Below are 17121 nucleotides of genomic sequence, written 5' to 3'. Positions count from 1 at the left end.
GAACTGGCGACGAGTTTCCGGGTTCCTGGGTCCATCTGCGTGGTTCTTGGGCCTGTCTCCGTGGCCCAAGTCGCTCACTGTCCGACCGTGACCGTCACCACCTGGTCCAGAGCGTTGAGACGGACGGTCCCGGCGCCGCGCACGTACACCGCGAGGCGTCCGTGGTGTGTCCGACGCCACGGCTCCCGGTAGGCCGTCGTGTCGGACAGGTTGCCGCTGTCGAGACCGAGCAGCTCAGCACCCTCGACCTCCACGGTCACCACCGGCTCGTGATCCTCGGAGGGGTCGGAGGGCCCTGACCCCGCGCCCGTGACGGCTGGACGGCCCTGGTCGTCCACCACCTCGCACAACAACTGGTGCACGTCCGAGACCCCGGCCACGTCTGCGACGAGCGGGGCGAGGTCGTCCGGTGCTGACCACATCGTCACCCGCAGGGAGGCCGGAGCCCCGGCCGACACCAGTTCGTCGGTCAGCTGCTCGTCACCGGACCCGGCCACCACGCGCAGCGCTCCCGATGCGGGCACGGCGCGCCCGAGATGGTGCCCACGGGTCTCGTCGAAGACCAGGTCGACCGGTTCACCGCCGCAGGTCACCTCGATCGAGTCCGCATTGGTGAAGACGGCCACCTCGACCTCGTCGGTGCCGACCCAGTCACGCCCGAAGGGGCGCTGCCAGTCCTCCCCGTCAGCGATCGGCCGTGAGGCCAGGCGGACGACGGGCTCCTCACTCCACCAACTGCGACGCAGGTGCCACCGCTCCTTGGGGAAGCCGGCGGTCGTCATCAGGCCGGCGGGGGAGCCGTGGCTCGGCCAGCCGTGGGTCTCACCCAGGTAGTCGATGCCGGTCCACAGGAACTGTCCGGCCACGAACTCCTGGTCGACCACGGCCCGCCACTCGGCCCATCCGTGGCCGTTCTCGGAACCGACCAACGGTTGGTCTGGGAAGCGCGGGTGGTCGTCGGCGTAGAGGTGTTCCTTGTAGTTGTAACCGATCAGGTCGAGCCGATCGAGCAGACCGGTGCGGCTGGAGAGTTCCGGGAACGCTGCAGCCAGGGTCACCGGTCGCGAAGGATCGGTGCGGCGCACGATGTCGATGAGCTCGTTGGCCAGCGTGGTGAGTCGGCGGGTGTCGGGCCGGCTGGGGTCGTACGCCCGCTCGGCGGCCGGCTTGTTGGCGTCGTTGTTGCCCGTCATCTCGGCGAACAGCGGGTTCGCGTAGGGGTCATTGGGGTAGTCGATCTCGTTGCCGATGCTCCAGGCGATCACCGAGGGGTGCAGCTTGTTGACCTCGATCATCGCCACCAGGTCACGCTCGTGCCAGGCCGGGTAGTCGTGGGCATAGCCCTCGTGCTTGGGCGGGTACACGTTGTGTCCCTGCCACCACTTGTTCTTCGGGTTCTCCCACTCGTCGAAGGCCTCGTCGATCACGAAGAACCCGAGCAGGTCGCACAGGTCGTACAGCTCGGGGGCGTGGGGGTTGTGCGCCATTCGCACGGCATTGCAGCCTGCCTCGCGCAACGTCAGCAGGCGCCGCAGCCACACCTCGGTGGGCACGGCGACGCCCAGGTTGCCGGCGTCCTCGTGCAGGCAGACCCCCTTGAGCAGGCGCGGCTCACCGTTGATCGAGAAACCGTGGTCGGGGTCCAAGGCAAAGGTGCGCAGGCCCACCACCTCGACCCGTCGGTCGAGTTCAACCCCGTCGGCCGAGGTCACGGTGGTGGTCCAGCGGTGCAGGTGCGGGTGCTCGTCCGACCACAACTGCGGCTCGCCGACCCGCTCGGTGCTGGTCAGTTCGGCCCGCTCGCCGGCGGCCAGGTCGAGTCGGTGTTCGCGGCTCGCGACCGTTCGGCCCTCGGCCGTGGTCAGGGTGTGCGCGACGACCACCCGCTGCGGCTGCAGGGAGTGGTTGACGACCGTCTGCATGAGGTCGACCACCGCGACGCCGGAGTCGGTGCTGGTGGTGGTGAGCATCGAGCCGTGCTCGGCCACCGAGACGGCGCCGTGTGCCTCGAGGGTCACCCGGCGCGTGATACCGGTGCCGTTGTACCAGCGGCAGTCGGCCAGGTCGCGGCGGTCAACACGCACCGCGATGACCAGGTCGTCATCGGGGGCATACCCCACGATCTCGGTGAGGTCGAACGAGAACTCGACCCAGCCGTTCGGACGACCGCCCAGGTGGTAGCCGTTCACCCAGACATCGGCGTTCTTGTAGACCCCGCTGAAGACCAGACGCAGGTGCTCCACCCCCGCGACCCCGAGCTGCGCGAGGGAGACGTGCGCGCGGTACCAGCCGATGCCGCCGGGCAGGTACCCGGTGCCGCTGGAGGCGGTGGGGTCGAAGTCCAGTTCGACGGCCCAGTCGTGGGGCACGCGGACGGGTCGGAACGCTGACTCGTCGGCATTCTTGCGGCTGGCCGCTGGGTCGTCACCGAGCAGGAAGAGCCAGTTCTCAACGGGGAGGGTGTGCATGCGGGAGGTCCTTGGGAGGGTGGCGGGGGTCGGGGACGGACTCGAAGGTGTCGGGCCCCGGTTCGGGGAAGGCGCCGTAGCGGCGGAAGACCTGGACGAAGGTGATCGAGTTGAGGAACGCCACGGCGGCGAACCCGAAGGCCAGCCACGCGATGCCCCAACCCACGACGATCGGGTACCAGATCGAGACCATCACGGCGAGCACCGTGACCAAGGCCACGGTGAGGGACGAGATGGGGTGCCTCGCCGACAGACGGCGAGAGGTGTTGAGCACCTCGAGAGGGGTGTTCTCGAAGGTGGCCTGGTAGGGAAAGACGAACATCACCGTCGAGATCACCCGCACCCCGAACAGGATGACGGCGACCCACAGCGCCACCCGCACGGGGGTGGAGACGTTGAGGTTCTCGGCCACGACCCACCAGGCGCCCACCACCGCGAGCAGACCCAGGCAGGCGAGGCCCAGGATCGTCCCCTGCTTGAGGTTCGCCCGGAACGTGTCGAGGTAGCGCTTCGAGACGGAGTCACACTCATCGGTGACCAGCCTCATGGCCGTGTCGTGCAGGGCCGTCAGGGAGGCGCCGAGGGTGACGATCGGCAGCGAGGTGGCGATGAACAACAGGTTGAGGATCATCAGGTCGGCGAGCTTGCCGAGGAACCGCGAGAGCGGCGAGTACGGGCTGAACAGTGAGCTCACGGGCATCCGTCAGTCGGTGTGGACGAGGGGAGGTGACGAGACGAACCCGGGTGCGGGCTCCCGTCCAGCAAGGGGGAGGGCGCCGCACCCGGGTTCGGTCACGTCAGGCGGCGGGCAGGGGGCTCACTTGAGCTTCTTGTCGGTGGCCCACTTGTCCATGTCGGCCTGGATGGACTTCTTGGCGTCCTCGTAGCCGGCCTGCTTCAGCTTGTCGCGCATCTCGTTGATCGCCTTCTCGGGGTCGGCGAACTTGCCGTACTGCAGCTGCGGGATGTACTGCGAGAACACCGAACCCATGGCTGCCAGGGTCGACTCGATCTGGGTCTTGTCGAAGATCAGCGTCGAGTACGGGTAGTCCTTGGCCATGCCGTCGAGTTCCTTGAACAGGGCCTCCTTGTTGGCGGGCTGGTTCACGCGCGGCAGCTCGAACTCGTCCATGCGACCGGCCCAGAAGTTGGTGCCGAGACCGTCCTTGGCGGGGTCGAACCCCTTGGGCTGGTCGATCTTCTTGTCGCTGGTCAGCACGTAGTCGGAGCCCTCGATGCCGAAGTTCATGAGGCGGTAGCACTCCTCGTCATTGCGGATCAGGTCGTAGACCTTCAGCGCACGCTCGGGGTGCTTGGAGTTCGCCGCGACCGCCATGGCGCCGTGGGTCTTGATGTCACGGAAGATGTTCTTGTTCTCCTGACCGAACCAGAACATCTTCGGGTTGGCATCGGGCTGGCGCGTGGCCATGGTGGTCTCGACGCCGAGGAAGGTCTGGGTGTGGTGCTGGTCGGCACCCGACAGACCGGCGAAGAACTCCTCGCGGGTGTCGCCGTCGTAGTTGAGGGCGTCCTCACGCCAGACGCCGATCTCGGCCCACTGCTTGGCGATCTTGGCGGCGGCGAGCAGTTCGTCCGACTCGGCGTACCAGGAACCGACGGTGTAGGGGTCGGCAGCCGTCGTCTGGAAGGGGTAGTAGTTCCCGGCGCTGAGCTGCTGGATGGTCTGACCATCGGTGTGGCCCTGCAGGTAGCCGGTGAGCGGGGTCTCGTTCGCCCCGGCGACGTCCCAGGGGAAGGCCTTCTTCTGGTTCTGCTTGACCCAGGTGAAGTAGGTGGTGAGCTCGTCCCACTTGGTGATGGTGCCGTCGGGGATGCCGGCCGCCTTGGCCCAGTCGCCACGGTAGAAGTAGCCGTGGTTCGTCCACTGGGTGTAGTTGTCCTCGGGCATGAAGTAGATCTTCCCGTCGGGAAGCTTGCACAGGTCCCAGTCGCCCTTCTTGTTGACCTGCTCCCAGGTCTTGGGCGCATTGGCCTTGAGGATCTCTTCGTCGAGCGCGTAGAAGGCACCCTTCTGGGCGTTCTCCCAGCCGAACAGCCAGTCGGTGGCGGTCGTGATCAGGTCGATCTTCGAGTCGCCCGACAGCAGCTGGACGTTGTACTGGGTCTGCCAGTCGGCCCACTCGACGTAGTAGAGGTCGAGGGTGGCGTTGGCCTTCTTGGTCAGGATCGGGTTCAGCTTGGCCAGCATCTTCTGGTAGCGGCCGTTGGTGGGCTTGTCGCCGAGCACCAGCATGGTGATCTTGACGGGAGCGCCACCGGTCGGGTCTGAGCTGGCGGTGTCCTTGCTGCAAGCGGCCAGGCCGGCGGCTGCGGCGACAGCGGCGACCGAACCGAGCACGGCCCGGCGAGAGAGTGCGGAGTTGAACATGTGGGTTCCCTTGGGGGTAGTGGTGGTTGGGTCGGTTGGTGGTCGGGACGGACGGGGACGAGCGGGTGGTGCGAGGTGAACGGCGTTTCGGTCAGCCCTTGACGGCGCCGACGGTGATGCCGCTGACGAAGTACTTCTGGACGAACGGGTAGAGCAGGATGATCGGACCGGTGGCGACGACGGCACTGGCCATCTTGAGGGTGTTGCTGGGCAGGTCTGTGATGGTGACGTTGGCGCCCGCCACCGAGGTGCGCAGGGCATTGGCGGTGTTGATGATGTTGTAGAGGTAGTACTGCAACGGCTTGAACTCGACAGTGCTGCCGAGGTAGAGCGAGGACAGGTACCACTCGTTCCAGTAGCCCAGGGCCAGGAAGAGGCCGATGGTGGCCAGGGCGGGCTTGAGCATCGGCAACACCAACTGCGCGAAGATGCGGAAGTCACCGGCGCCGTCGATCTTGCCTGACTCGATCACCTCGTAGGGCACCGAGCGGGCGAAGTTCTTCATCAGGATGATCAGCCACGGCGACAGCAGCAGTTGCAGGAACACCGCGAGGTAGTTGCCGCGAAGCCCCAGCGTGACCGCCACCCACAGGTAGGTCGGGGCCAGGCCCGCCGAGAAGAGGGTGGTGAAGTAGATGAAGAACGAGATGTGGTTGCGCAGCGGGAAGTCCTTGCGCTGCAGCGCGTAGCCGGTCATCGCCGTGATCGCCAGGCCCAGGGCCGAACCGGCGACCGTCATGATCACGGTCACGGCGTACGACCCGAGGATCTGCCGCGGCGAGCGGAAGATCAGTTGGTAGGCCTCGGTGGAGAACCCACGGGGGAGCAGGCTGAAGCCGTGCTCCATGATCTTCGACTCCTGCGAGAACGAGGCCGACACGATCAGCAGGAAGGGCAGGGCGCACAGCAGGGCGAACACCCCCACGACGGCGTACGAGATGGATCGCAGCGCCACCTCTGAGTTGTCGAGCTTCATCTTGCGCGGCGCGCCGGGAAGGGTCGTCCCGGTGAGATCGGGGGTCTCCAGGCTCGGTCCCCCGGGGACTGCCCCGGCGGCTGCGGGAACTCCGGCCCCGGGCAGGGCACCTCCGGTCGCTGGACCGGTCACGTTGGTGGTCATCGCTTGCTCCTCAGTTCCTGGTTCCCGCTCAGAAGAGGGCGTAGTCGGAGTTGATGCGGCGGACGATCCAGTTGACCGTCATCACCAGCGCGAAGCCGAACAGCGACTGGTAGAGGCCGACCGCGGTCGAGGTGGTGAAGTTGTTCTGCGAGGTGAGCATGCGGTACACCGAGGTCTCGATGATGTCGGTGGTCTGGAAGAGCTGGGCGTTGTTGCCCACGAGGTTCCAGAACAGGCCGAAGTTGCCGCGCATGATGCCGCCCAGTGAGAACAGCAGCAGGATCACGAAGGTCGGCTTCAGGCTCGGCAGGATGATGTAGCGGATGCGCTGCCAGGCCGACGCCCCGTCGATCGCGGCCGCCTCGAACATCGACGTGTCGAGCCCCATGATGGCCGCGAAGTAGACGATGGAGCCGTAGCCGGTGCTCTGCCACAGGTGGGCGATCACGATGATGAACGGCCACAGACCCGCTTCGGAGTAGATCTTCACCGGGTTGCCACCGGTCGAGATGATCAGGGCGTTCAGCGCGCCGGTGTCGTAGTTGAGCAGGTTGAACGCGATCACGCCGATCAGCACCACCGACACGAAGTAGGGCAGGAACATCAGCGTCTGGCTGACCTTCTTGAAGTACTTCGAGCGGATCTCGTTCAGCATCAGGGCCAGGGCGATCTGCAGCACGTTGCCGATCACGATGAAGGCGACGTTGTAGAGCACCGTGTTCTTGGTCAGCAGCCACAGTTGGCCCGACTTGACCAGGAACTCGAAGTTCCGCAGGCCCACGAACGGGCTGCCGAAGATGCCGTCGCGGTAGTTGAAGTTGGTGAACGCGATGTAGGCACCGGGCATCGGGCCGTAGGCGAAGACCAGGAAGAAGACGATGGCCGGCAGGCACATCACCAACAACACCTTGCTGTGCCGCATGGACTTCCAGAAGCTGGCGCTGCCCGAGCGGGTCGCAGCCGGGGTGGAAATGGCGGGTGGTTCGGTGGTTCGGGCTGCCACGTACCGGTCCTCACTGTCGGTGGGGGGCTGGTCGACCATCGGTTTCGCGCCTGTGCGGGCAATGGTCGGGGGCCGCCCCGGGTTGTCGTCCTTGACTGGATGTCGTCCTTGACTGGTTGTCGTCCTTGACTGGGTCGTCCTGGACTGGGAGGGTCTCGCCGACGTTGACGGCCCCTCGGTGAATGGAACGATACAAATCGCTTCGCGCGAGTGTCAAGGGAAATCATGGTTGCGTTGCCATTTCGTGATCTTGCTTGTCACGGGGTGGTCGGTCGCCGGGGTGGGAGTGGGGCTGCTGGGGCGGCGGGTGGGCTCTCGTCCGGCGCAAACCTCACCTCCTGCGCAGACTCTCGCCGCCGAACGCGAGAGTTCGTCCCCGAAGGCGAGAGTGTGCGCCCGACTGGTCGGGTGGGACCAGGTGGCGGGGTGAGGGGGTCCACGTCGACCCGGTCCGGGGCGAGCAGGCGTCCCAATGGCGACCCCCGCTGTTTTCCACAACGAGGGTGTAGTAAATATGGACCCATGACCGAAGAGCGCCCCACCCTGACCCTGACCGAGACCCACCACTGCGCCTGCGGGGAGCATGACTCCGAGCTTCCCGAACTCGACGCGCGCACCATCCCGCATGCCATCCGCCACGGGGCCATCCTCGGCGCCCTGGGTCAGCTGAGCCCCGGATCCGGCCTGGTGCTGGTCGCCCCCCATGACCCACAGCCGCTGTTGCGTCAGATCGACGAACTGTTCGGCGATGCCGTCACCATCAGCTACGACCAGCGCGGCCCGGAGGCCTGGAAGCTGCGGATGGTGCGCTCCTGATGTGCAGCTACTGCGGCTGCGACTCGATCGACGTGATCGGCAGGTTCATGAGTGAGCACGTCGAGATCATCAATGCCACCGGCGACCTGCGCCGGGCGGTCGAGGCGGACGAGCCCCCACTCGTCCACCAGCGGGTCGCGGAGGTCGCCGGGCTGCTCGGCCCGCACACCGGTGCCGAGGAGGTGGGCCTGTTCAGCGTGATGAAGCGCCAGGACGAGTTCACCGACTACATCGGCCAGCTGTGCGGCGAGCACGTCACCCTGGACGACCTGCTCGAGCGGGTGGCCGAGGCCACCGATCCAGCGGTGCGACAGCACTTGTTCGAGGCCTTCGAGCAGGCGCTCCGCACCCACATCGACCGGGAGGACAATGCACTCTTCCCCGCCGCTGCGGTCTCGTTGGTGGGGCCGGACTGGGACGAGGTCGACTCCCTCACCCACGACCACGACCACACCACGGGCCGCCCGCACGCCCATCAGCACTGACCGGTCCGGATTCGGTCCGGGACCGGGGAGCAACGGTTCGGGCGCGCGTCTGCGCTCGAGGCGAGGCCCGTGTCGAGGAGGGCCGCGCCGAGCACTGCTCGTCGCCCTGCGGTCGGCTCAGGCGCGTCCGCCGAGCAGTGCCCGGTGCAGGTGGTGGGCCGCCTCGACGACGTCGTCGGGAAGTGGTGATGCCCCCGTCACCTGTCGTGCCGCGGAACCTCCCGACCACACCGGGACGAGCGGTGACAGGTCGGCCAGGGCCGCGGCCACCTCTGTGGCGCCCGCGGCATCGGTACCGCAGTGGGCGCCCACCACCGCCACCCTGGCCTGACTCCTGATCGCCGCTGCGCGCCAGTCGTCCGGTGGCAGGTCGGCCCCCAGGTAGATGACCCGAGATCCCAGTCGACGCAGACACGTGGCGAAGGCCAGCAGCGCCAACTCGTGACGCGCGCCCGGTGGGAGTCCCACCAGCGCCGTTGGCCCACCCCGGTCGGGGGCCTCATGGAACAGGTGCGAGAGAGCGCGCATCAGCTCGGCGGTGATCTGGTGCTCCTGGGCGACCGAGATCTCACCCCTGGCCCACGCCTGCCCGATCCGGTGCAACTGAGGCATCAGCCAGGTCCTGACCACCTGCTCGAACTCGCGGGAGTCGAGCGCGCCGTCGACGGTGTCGGCGAGGCGTCTGGGATCGAGGGAGACCACCGCCTCGACCAGGTCGAACGCGACCCGATCGTGGCCATCCGCGTGATCGTCACCGTCAGGCCGACCCGCGTGTCCGCCAACCTGTCTGCCGTCGAGTGAGGCTCCGGCCAGGCTCGCCGCGGCCTGGGCCGCCCGCATGCCTCCCTCCACCCGCGCCGCCATCTCGCGCAGCAGGGCCACCTGGCCCGCGTCGTAGAGGCGATAGCCACCCTCGGTCCGGGAGGGGTGGATGATGCCGTAGCGCCGCTCCCAGGCGCGCAGGGTGCTCTTGGAGACACCGGACAGTGCTGCAGCCTGGCTGACTGTGTACACCCTTCCCCCTCCTGTTCCCCGTCCCGGGCGAGCCCGACAAAGATGGCACGGATTGCTTGCGCCGACCGATCGGCCCAGCTACGTTGGTACAACATTAGACAAACATTCGACAGCTTCGTCGACTTGAGGGGGACGACATGTCGCAAACTTCCACCCAGGGGGGCTCTCCCTCGGGCGATGACGTGGTGTTGCTCGACGACGCGGCCCGACCCATCGGCAAGGCCGACCGGTTGACGGTGCACTCGTCGACCACTCCACTGCACCTGGCCTTCTCGACCTACCTGTTCAACGCGCACGGCGACGTGCTGCTGACCCGCCGGGCCGTCACCAAGGCCACCTGGCCAGGGGTGTGGACGAACTCGGCGTGCGGGCACCCTCGTCCGGGAGAAGACCTGGAGTCCGCCGCCCGGCGCCGGATCAAGGAGGAGTTGGGACTGACCGTGGGGCCGCTGGTGCCTCTGCTGCCCGACTTCCGCTACCGCGCCACCGATGCCTCGGGGGTGGTGGAGAACGAGGTCTGCCCGGTCTACGCAGGCTTCGTGACCGATGACGACCCGACCCCAGACCCCGACGAGGTGGCCGAGTGGGTCTGGGTGCCTTGGCGCAGCCTGACCACCGCCGTCGCTGCCGTCCCGCAGGCCTACAGCCCGTGGGCCGTGCTGCAGGTGCCCCAGGTCGACCGCGCCCTCTCGGCGGGCATGGCCGGGGGTCTGACCGTCACCCCGGACCTCGCCGCCGCGAAGCGGGAGGTCGACCAGTTGTTGCGCGAGACCCTGGTCACGCTCGGCGCCCAGTGGGCCGTGCACACCGAGGGCCTGGGGGTCGACGTGCTCGCCGAAGACCTGCCGGACTGGTTGCTCGGCCTGCTCGCCAACGGAGGCAAGCGGCTGCGCACCACGATGGTCTACTGGGGATTCATCGCCGCCGGCGGTGTGCAGGACGGTCAGGGGCACCGGCACATGGTGCGTGCCGCTGCCGCCATCGAACTGCTGCACCTGTTCGCATTGATCCACGACGACGTGATGGACGAGTCCGACCAGCGCCGCGGTCACCCCTCCGCGCACGTCCGTGCCACCCGCTGGCACCTGGCACACGGGGCGCGGGGCGACAGCGACGTGTTCGGACGCAACCTCGCGATCCTGCTGGGCGATCTCGCCCATGCCCTCGCCGACGGCCTGGTCGACAGCCTGCCCGAGTCGATGCGCCGCATCTGGCGGGAGTTGTCGGTGGAACTGATCGCCGGACAACGTGCCGACCTCACGGGGGCCGCGGCCGGGCGCCTCGACCGCCCCCACGCCGAGCACGTGGCGCGCACCAAGTCGGGGCGGTACACGGTCACGCGGCCGCTGCAGTTGGGGGCGGCCGCGGCTGGCGCCCAGGACCGGGTGCTCGACTGCCTGACCACCTGCGGAGACCATCTCGGACGAGCCTTCGCCCTTCGGGACGACCTGCTCGGGGTCTGGGGCGACCCGGCCCAGACCGGCAAGCCCGCCGGCGATGACCTGTTCGAGGGCAAGGCCACGGTGCTGCTCTCGCTGGCCAGGGAGAATCTGACCGGGGAATCGGCCGCCCTGCTGGCCAGGGTGGGCACGCCCGCGTTCACCCATGAGGACGTGCCCGTCCTGGCCGATCTGATGCGAGAAGCGGGGGTGGAGTCGATGGTGGAGTCCATGATCACCGATGCGGTCGACGACGCCATGGCGTGCCTGTCCGGCGCACCACTGGCCCGCGCCGGCGTCAACGGTCTGACCGAGGCGGCGCAGGTGCTGGCATGGCGCTCCGCATGACGGGCCGCCACACCGTCGTGGTCGGGGCCGGGCTGTCGGGGCTCGCGGCCGCGATGCACCTGGCCGGTGCGGGAGAGCGGGTGACCTTGCTGGAGCGGGAGGACCAGCCCGGCGGCCGCAACGGTTCCCTGGAGCAGGACGGGTTCCGCTTCGACACCGGCCCCACCGTCTTCACCATGGTCTCGCTGCTGCAGGAGGCCTTCTCAGCGGTGGGCCGACGGGTCGAGGACTACGTCGGCATGACCCTGCTCGACCCTGCCTACCACGCGTTCTTCGCCGACGGCTCGCGACTGCTGGTTCGCCCGGGACACGAGAAGATGCGTGAGGTGATCGCCCAGGAGTGCGGGGAGCACGATGCGCGGGCCTTCGACGACTTCGTCGTCTGGTTGCGTCGGCTGAACGACGTCGAGGTGCCCCATTTCATCGACACGAACTTCGACTCCCCGTTGGGTCTGGTCCGATCCCCAAGGGCGGTGGCCGAGTTGCTGCGCCTGGGCGCGTTCCGCAGTCTGGGACCGGAGGTGGCCAGGCGCTTCCGCGACGAGCGACTGCACCGGGTGTTCAGCTTCCAGGCCATGTACGCGGGCCTGGCGCCGCGGCAGGCCCGCGCCCTCTACGCCGTGATCACGTACATGGACTCCATCGAAGGGGTCTGGTTCCCCGAGGGTGGCATGCACGCGGTCCCGCGGGCCATGGCACGGGCGGCCACGGATGCCGGGGTCGAGATTCGCTATTCGTCCCCGGTCGAGCGCGTGGTGAGGCGACAGGACGGCTCGGCTGGAGGCCTGGAACTCGAGTCGGGGGAACGGATCTCGTCCGATGCGGTCGTGGTGACGGCAGACCTACCGGTGGCCTACGAACGACTGCTTCCCGACCTGCGGGGGCCACGGGTGGCCCGACGAGGACGTTTCTCGCCCAGCGCCGTGGTCTGGCACCTGGGGGTCCGGGGTGGGGCTCCCTCGGGTCACGGACACCACAACATCCACTTCGGACGGGCCTGGGACTCCGCCTTCGACGACCTGTTGGTGCGCGGCCGGGCCATGCGCGACCCGTCGCGGTTCGTGGCCATGCCGTCCTTGGACGACCCGACCGCAGCCCCCGCGGGGAGCAACACCCTCTACGTGCTCGAGCCGGTTCCGAACCTCGAGGTGGGCAGGCTCGACTGGACGACGGAGGGTCCACGACTGCGGGAGCGGATGCTCGCCTTCCTGGCCGGCGCCGGCTACCCCACCGACATCGTCACCGAGCAGCTGGTCACCCCGGCCGACTGGAAGCAGCAGGGGATGGCGGCCGGGACCCCCTTTGCACTGGCCCACACCATCGCCCAGACCGGCCCCTTCCGACCCAGCAACGTCGACAAGCGAGTTCCGGGCCTGGTGTTCGCGGGCTCTGGCACCACACCCGGGGTGGGAATCCCGATGGTGCTGATCTCGGGCAAACTGGCCGCCCAGCGGGTGAGGGAGATGACCCGGTGAACCAGCTCGAGCTCGGCTACCGGCGCTGCGGTGAGCTCACCCGCCAGTACGGCACCACCTACTACTGGGGGGCACGGCTGTTGCCGCCGGCCCAGCGCAGGGACGTGTTCACCGTCTACGCGCTCTGCCGCCTGGCCGACGACATCGTGGACGAGCCGGACCGGGTCGACCTGGCCGTGCCCCAGCAGGGCACCTCGGCCGAGCGGCTGGCCGCCTTCCGCGCCCAGTTCTTCGAGGCCCTCGCCGTGGGCGGGTCGCAGGAACCCGTGATGGCCGCCATCGTCGACAGCATCAACCGCCGTGGCACCGACCCCGAGTGTTTCGAGCGCTTCTTCGCAGCAATGGCCGCCGACCTCGACCGCACCACGTGGGAGACCTGGGACGAGCTCCGCGAGGTCTACATGGAGGGCTCGGCCGCCGTCATCGGCGAGATGATGCTGCCGGTGCTTGAGCCCTACACACCTGAGGCCAAGGGCCCGGCCCGGGCACTGGGCAACGCCTTCCAGCTCACCAACTTCCTGAGGGACGTGGCGGAGGATCTCGACCGCGGACGCGTCTACCTGCCGCAGGCCGATCTGCGGCGCCACCACGCCGATCCTTGGCTGCGCGAGGTGACCCCGCAGTGGCGGGCCATGATGACCGAACAGATCGCCAGGAACCGGGGGCTCTACGCGGAGGGTCAGCGTGGCCTGGCGATGCTTCCCCCCGCCTCCCGACGCTGCGTCGGTACCGCGTTGGTGCTCTACAGCCGCATCCTCGACCGGATCGAGCGCGCCGACCACGACGTCTTCTCCGGGCGGATCAGGGTGCCCGACTCCGAGAAGCTTGCGGTACTGGTGCGTTCACTCGTGGTGGGAGTCCCGCGGGTCGACTTCGGCGCTCGGGGCTGATTCCCGGGATCGGCGTCCACCAGCGTCCACCCTGGGGGCGAGCAGTCCACGCAACGGCACCGTCCAGACGTCGACCCCCTGCACCCCCCACCCCTGCAGCAGCTGGTTGGCCGCCTGGAAGCCGGTGGTCGCCGCCCGCTCCATCAGGGCCACGGGTTGGTCACAGCGCACCCAGTCGCCGGCCAGCACCAGCCGGGGGGAGGGAGTCGCCACCCCGGGACGCTCGTCCCACGGGTCGGGGGTGATCAGCCCGCAGTCGTCCCGCACGAGCACCTCCCGGTGCAGGACCGCCGACGTGGCCGTCTCGGGGTAGGCGCGATGCAGCTCTGACTCCAACGCACTCACGATCGCATCGGCCGCGGCGGGATCGTCCATCACGTTCGCCGGGCAGGCGTAGGCATGCAGTTCGACCACGGATCCACCATGCTCACTGGCCCAGGTCGCCGCGCCGGCCTCGAACCGTTCGAGCACGGAGATGTTGTCCAGCGGGCCGTAGCCCGCCGTCCCGAGGAAGGGGGCACGGTCGGGGGACACTGGCGTCCCCAGCCACAACCTGACCACCACGAAGGGCGGGGCGTTGCGGGTGCCTGCCACCCGCCCGGCCCATGCGGGATCGACACCGGGCATCCCTGCCACCAACTCACGGGCCGTTCGCGGGTCGGTCGCCAGTACGCAGGCGTCGGCCTCGAGGACGACGTCCGAGAGGTGCACGCGGACACCGCGACCCCCAAGATCGGTGGAGGCAGAATCGGTGGGGGCAGGTTCGGTGTGGGCAGGATCGGTGGGGGCAGAATCGGTGGGGGCAGCATCGGTGTGGGCCCCCTCCGATGGGCTGACGTCGATCCGGGTCACCGGCGACCCCGTCAGCACCGTCACGCCCAGATCGCTCAGGTGGCGCCCCAGCGGCGCCCAGAGGCGGGTGTCGTAGTCGTCGTCGGGCACGTCGAAGAGCAGGCCCTCGGCCGACCCCATGAAGTAGGTGTGGAACATGGCGACCAGTTCGCCGGCCCCGAACTCGCGTGGGTCGGCGAAGAACGACCGGGCGAACACCTCCAGCGCCAGCTCACGGGCGGGCTGGGGGAACCGGAGCCGGTCGAGGAAGTCGGCCGCGGACTGACCGTCATAGGCGGCGTGCGTGCCGGGGAACCGAGTGCTCAGCAGTTCAAGGGCTGCGGGGACGTTGACCCGGCTCAGCGAGCGCAGCGTGAACGCAGGGCTGCGCATCACGAACCGCAGCACCGACCACGGCGGGGTGGTGGGCAGGCCGGCGAACGAGTCCCGCATGCCGTCGGGGCGCTGCAGCGGGTAGTCCTCGATCGGACGAAGGGAGTCCATACGGGGATCGACCCGCTTCAGCAGGGCCCGCAGGTTGTAGTACTGACGGAAGAAGGCATGGAAGCCGCGGCTCATGGTTCGCCCGTCCGGCAGACGCCATGCCGCCACTCGGCCGCCCAGCCGGTCGGTCGCCTCGAGCAGGGTCACCCTGACGCCGGCCTCCGCCAGCACGGTGGCGGCCGCCAGTCCGGCGATGCCCCCTCCGACCACGACCACGTGCCGCGAGCCGTCCACGCGCGGGCTCCCGGAGGGCCCGGGGTGACGGGCGGCCCGTCGGTCGCGACCGGGGAGTTGACGGTCCACGGAGCTCATCGTGCTTCCTCCTGCAGGGCGCGGCGCGGGCGTGGCCCCTGGTCGGCCCGGCTGCCCAGGCGGCACCACATGAGCAGCGTCAGGGTCACCATGGCCCAGCCGAAACCGAAGTCCTCCACCGGGATGTCCCACGGCGCGCGAAGCCCCAGGTGTTCCTGGGGCGAGTAGAGCACGATCGGGTTGCTCAGCTTGGTGAGCCACCCGTCGACCGGCACCTGGAAGGCGAAGACGATGGCCATGGCGAGCCAGTACTGCAGGCGCCGGAACAGGCCGGTCCGCAGCCACACCACCTCGACCAGGGCGACGGCCACCACCGCGAACACCGTCAGGGCCGTGTACTCAGGCATGGTCGGTCCCCCTCGGTGCTCCGACCCGCTCTCGTCGCAGCGGACCTCGCCCAGCCCTGTCCGGTCGGACGCGGTCGAGCACGGTGCCGACCGCCTCATAGGTCAGCAGGCCGCAGATCGGGATGACGATGAAGAAGACGAGTTCCTCGAGCGGCATCGGGCCGATCATCAGCCCGCTGGTGAAACGAGGGCTGTAACTCCAGTGGTCGCGGATGATGCCCAAGACGTCCCAGGCGACGAACACCGCCACGGTGGGCAGCAGCGACACCAGCAGCCGGAGCGGTCGGCGATAGACGCGGGCGCGCAGCACGAACTCCAAGGGCAGGGTCAGGACCAGGCAGGCTGCCATCAGAGCCAGGTACTGCAGGTGGTCATTCACTCCACACCTCCTGGTGGTGGGGTACGGCCGCTGGCGGCCTCGACACGGTTCAGGCTCACTCGCAGCCCGCGCAGCACGTATCCCTCGATCAGGTCGACCCACCCGATCTCGGGTTCGGAGACCACGACGGGGTGCAGCTCCAGCAACCTGCTCAGCAACACTTCCGCCTCGACGATCGCCAGCGGCTGCCCGGGGCAACGGTGTGCGCCGTCTCCGAAGGTGAGCCCGGTGGCATTCACCCCTGTGGGCATGGCACGTCCGGGGCACAGGTCCATCGCGTCGGCCCCGAAGGAACGCGGATCGGTGTTGGTCTGCCTCACCGAGACGTCGACCAGTTTGCCGGCTGGGATGGTCCACCTCTGCTCACCCTCGACCAGGTCGACAGGTTCTGTGGTGCGGCGGTAGAGGTGCCCGACCACTGGTTCGAGGCGCAGGATCTCGGCAAGGATCGTCCGCCTGCCCTCACCGTCGGCGGCGCGGTAGCGGTCGGCGAGTTCGGCGTCGGTGAGCAGGTGCCAGGCAGCCATGGTGATGAACTCCCGGGTGGTCACCATGCCGGCTGTGCCGTAGGTGACGCACTCGACGAGGATGTCGGTGTCGGTGTACCCCTCGGCGATCAGGTGACTGATGATGTCATCCTGGGGGTGTGCCCGGCGCTCCCGGATCGCCGGGCGGACGTCCGCGACATGGAAGCGGAGGATCGGCAGCAGCCCGTTCACCGCGGCCATCGCCCACTGTCGTCCGGTGCGCCCCAGGCGTGGTTTCGACAGGTCGAGAGGCGGCTGGCGGAAGAAGGTGGTCAGTCGTCGGGCCATCGCCGGAGTGCTGGAGTGGGTCAGTCCCACCACCGCCCCGGTGACCTCGACGCTGAAGTGGAGAGCCAGCAGGTCGAGGTCGAAAGGAGCGGTCCAGGCGACCTGGGCCAGCATGCGGTCGGCCGTGCGCTCCATTGACTCGAGGTAGCGCTGCTCGATCACGGTCGGGGCGAAGAAGCGGGCCACCTTCGAGCGCTGGGCATCGTGCACGGGCCCGTCGGAGAGCAGGATCGGGTGGTTCCTGAGCCAGGTCTTCGGGATCCATTCGGCGGTGAACCCGGCCTGGGTGGTCTGGTGTCTCGCCCGCAACACCTGGCGGGCGACCATCAGCGACCGGATCCGCCAGATGCCCTGCTCGTACGCGACCCGCGGTTCGGTCGTTTCCCCGCGACGGACCGCCCGGCGCCGGGAGCGCGCCGAACCCGGTGCGGCTGCATCGTCGCCCATCCGTCCCCCTCAAGCCTGGATCCCTGCATCCACCCTAGT

The 17121-nt window shown here is 68.5% G+C and carries 15 protein-coding genes; 5 read left to right on the top strand and 10 right to left on the bottom strand.

Translation table 11 applies throughout. The features are described 5' to 3' along the window. Positions 1 to 74 precede the first annotated feature (74 nt). The 5 genes from QQZ11_RS03565 to QQZ11_RS03545 form a co-directional block, all read right to left on the bottom strand. Positions 75 to 2468, bottom strand: coding sequence for a glycoside hydrolase family 2 TIM barrel-domain containing protein (locus QQZ11_RS03565; protein WP_284548714.1), 2394 nt, complete (start codon positions 2466 to 2468; stop codon positions 75 to 77). Then, entirely contained in the window at positions 2449 to 3162 is a 714-nt protein-coding gene (locus tag QQZ11_RS03560) for a YesL family protein (RefSeq protein ID WP_284548713.1), read from the bottom strand. Before QQZ11_RS03560 ends, QQZ11_RS03565 begins: the two co-directional genes overlap by 20 nt. Positions 3163 to 3285: 123 nt before the next feature. Next, a complete protein-coding gene (locus QQZ11_RS03555) occupies positions 3286 to 4857 on the bottom strand; it encodes an ABC transporter substrate-binding protein (RefSeq protein WP_022909250.1) in 1572 nt (523 codons plus the stop codon). 91 nt (positions 4858 to 4948) lie between these two features. Beyond that, positions 4949 to 5977 carry a carbohydrate ABC transporter permease gene (locus QQZ11_RS03550; protein ID WP_022909251.1) on the bottom strand — a complete coding sequence of 343 codons (1029 nt, stop codon included), beginning with the start codon at positions 5975 to 5977 and terminating at the stop codon, positions 4949 to 4951. A 28-nt stretch (positions 5978 to 6005) separates the two neighbouring features. Beyond that, the gene (locus QQZ11_RS03545; RefSeq protein WP_022909252.1) at positions 6006 to 6980 is read right to left on the bottom strand and encodes an ABC transporter permease; all 975 of its coding nucleotides are present in this window, start codon (positions 6978 to 6980) and stop codon (positions 6006 to 6008) included. 522 nt (positions 6981 to 7502) lie between these two features. Here QQZ11_RS03545 and QQZ11_RS03540 point away from each other — a divergent pair. Together QQZ11_RS03540 and QQZ11_RS03535 are read left to right on the top strand one after the other, a co-directional pair. Continuing rightward, complete coding sequence (locus QQZ11_RS03540; protein ID WP_022909253.1) at positions 7503 to 7796, top strand: DUF2249 domain-containing protein; 294 nt, start codon at positions 7503 to 7505, stop codon at positions 7794 to 7796. Continuing rightward, positions 7796 to 8281 (top strand): hemerythrin domain-containing protein, encoded by a 486-nt coding sequence (locus QQZ11_RS03535; RefSeq protein ID WP_284548711.1) that lies wholly within the window; start codon positions 7796 to 7798, stop codon positions 8279 to 8281. The genes QQZ11_RS03540 and QQZ11_RS03535 overlap by 1 nt, the downstream gene beginning before the upstream one ends. Before the next feature lie 117 nt (positions 8282 to 8398). On the opposite strand, the gene QQZ11_RS03530 is transcribed toward QQZ11_RS03535, so the two are convergent. Continuing rightward, positions 8399 to 9295: a MerR family transcriptional regulator gene (locus tag QQZ11_RS03530; RefSeq protein WP_284548710.1), complete on the bottom strand. Its 897-nt coding sequence runs from the start codon at positions 9293 to 9295 to the stop codon at positions 8399 to 8401. A 137-nt stretch (positions 9296 to 9432) separates the two neighbouring features. Here QQZ11_RS03530 and idi point away from each other — a divergent pair, with 137 nt between their 5' ends. The 3 genes from idi to QQZ11_RS03515 are packed head-to-tail and all read left to right on the top strand — an operon-like array spanning position 9433 to position 13447. Beyond that, on the top strand, positions 9433 to 11082 hold the full coding sequence (gene idi, locus QQZ11_RS03525; RefSeq protein WP_022909256.1) for an isopentenyl-diphosphate Delta-isomerase: 1650 nt from the start codon (positions 9433 to 9435) through the stop codon (positions 11080 to 11082). Further along, complete coding sequence (gene crtI / locus QQZ11_RS03520; RefSeq protein WP_284548709.1) at positions 11067 to 12557, top strand: phytoene desaturase family protein; 1491 nt, start codon at positions 11067 to 11069, stop codon at positions 12555 to 12557. Before idi ends, crtI begins: the two co-directional genes overlap by 16 nt. After that, positions 12554 to 13447, top strand: coding sequence for a phytoene/squalene synthase family protein (locus QQZ11_RS03515; protein ID WP_022909258.1), 894 nt, complete (start codon positions 12554 to 12556; stop codon positions 13445 to 13447). The genes crtI and QQZ11_RS03515 overlap by 4 nt, the downstream gene beginning before the upstream one ends. On the opposite strand, the gene QQZ11_RS03510 is transcribed toward QQZ11_RS03515, so the two are convergent. From QQZ11_RS03510 to QQZ11_RS03495, 4 genes are read right to left on the bottom strand one after another with little or no spacing between them, the layout of a single operon-like run. Further along, a complete protein-coding gene (locus QQZ11_RS03510; protein WP_284548707.1) occupies positions 13400 to 15094 on the bottom strand; it encodes an FAD-dependent oxidoreductase in 1695 nt (564 codons plus the stop codon). The two genes, QQZ11_RS03515 and QQZ11_RS03510, sit on opposite strands and share 48 nt — an antisense overlap. After that, a complete protein-coding gene (locus QQZ11_RS03505; RefSeq protein ID WP_284548706.1) occupies positions 15091 to 15441 on the bottom strand; it encodes a lycopene cyclase domain-containing protein in 351 nt (116 codons plus the stop codon). The genes QQZ11_RS03510 and QQZ11_RS03505 overlap by 4 nt, the downstream gene beginning before the upstream one ends. Continuing rightward, the gene (locus QQZ11_RS03500) at positions 15434 to 15820 is read right to left on the bottom strand and encodes a lycopene cyclase domain-containing protein (RefSeq protein ID WP_284548705.1); all 387 of its coding nucleotides are present in this window, start codon (positions 15818 to 15820) and stop codon (positions 15434 to 15436) included. The genes QQZ11_RS03505 and QQZ11_RS03500 overlap by 8 nt, the downstream gene beginning before the upstream one ends. Beyond that, positions 15817 to 17082, bottom strand: a complete 1266-nt coding sequence (locus QQZ11_RS03495; RefSeq protein ID WP_284548704.1) for a cytochrome P450 — start codon at positions 17080 to 17082, stop codon at positions 15817 to 15819. Before QQZ11_RS03495 ends, QQZ11_RS03500 begins: the two co-directional genes overlap by 4 nt. Positions 17083 to 17121: the final 39 nt, after the last annotated feature.

It is taken from the genome of Aestuariimicrobium sp. T2.26MG-19.2B, assembly GCF_950101875.1.
Lineage (GTDB): Bacteria > Actinomycetota > Actinomycetes > Propionibacteriales > Propionibacteriaceae > Aestuariimicrobium > Aestuariimicrobium kwangyangense.
Note: the sequence above shows the minus strand (reverse complement) of the source record. Positions and strands in the feature narration are given on the sequence as shown.

Excerpts from the sequence above, each read along its gene's own strand:
- crtI (WP_284548709.1), top strand. The coding sequence starts at position 11,067 with ATGGCGCTCCGCATGACGGGCCGCCACACCGTCGTGGTCGGGGCCGGG.
- QQZ11_RS03510 (WP_284548707.1), bottom strand. The coding sequence starts at position 15,094 with ATGAGCTCCGTGGACCGTCAACTCCCCGGTCGCGACCGACGGGCCGCC.
- idi (WP_022909256.1), top strand. The coding sequence starts at position 9,433 with ATGTCGCAAACTTCCACCCAGGGGGGCTCTCCCTCGGGCGATGACGTG.
- QQZ11_RS03540 (WP_022909253.1), top strand. The coding sequence starts at position 7,503 with ATGACCGAAGAGCGCCCCACCCTGACCCTGACCGAGACCCACCACTGC.
- QQZ11_RS03555 (WP_022909250.1), bottom strand. The coding sequence starts at position 4,857 with ATGTTCAACTCCGCACTCTCTCGCCGGGCCGTGCTCGGTTCGGTCGCC.
- QQZ11_RS03495 (WP_284548704.1), bottom strand. The coding sequence starts at position 17,082 with ATGGGCGACGATGCAGCCGCACCGGGTTCGGCGCGCTCCCGGCGCCGG.
- QQZ11_RS03535 (WP_284548711.1), top strand. The coding sequence starts at position 7,796 with ATGTGCAGCTACTGCGGCTGCGACTCGATCGACGTGATCGGCAGGTTC.
- QQZ11_RS03505 (WP_284548706.1), bottom strand. The coding sequence starts at position 15,441 with ATGCCTGAGTACACGGCCCTGACGGTGTTCGCGGTGGTGGCCGTCGCC.
- QQZ11_RS03565 (WP_284548714.1), bottom strand. The coding sequence starts at position 2,468 with ATGCACACCCTCCCCGTTGAGAACTGGCTCTTCCTGCTCGGTGACGAC.
- QQZ11_RS03550 (WP_022909251.1), bottom strand. The coding sequence starts at position 5,977 with ATGACCACCAACGTGACCGGTCCAGCGACCGGAGGTGCCCTGCCCGGG.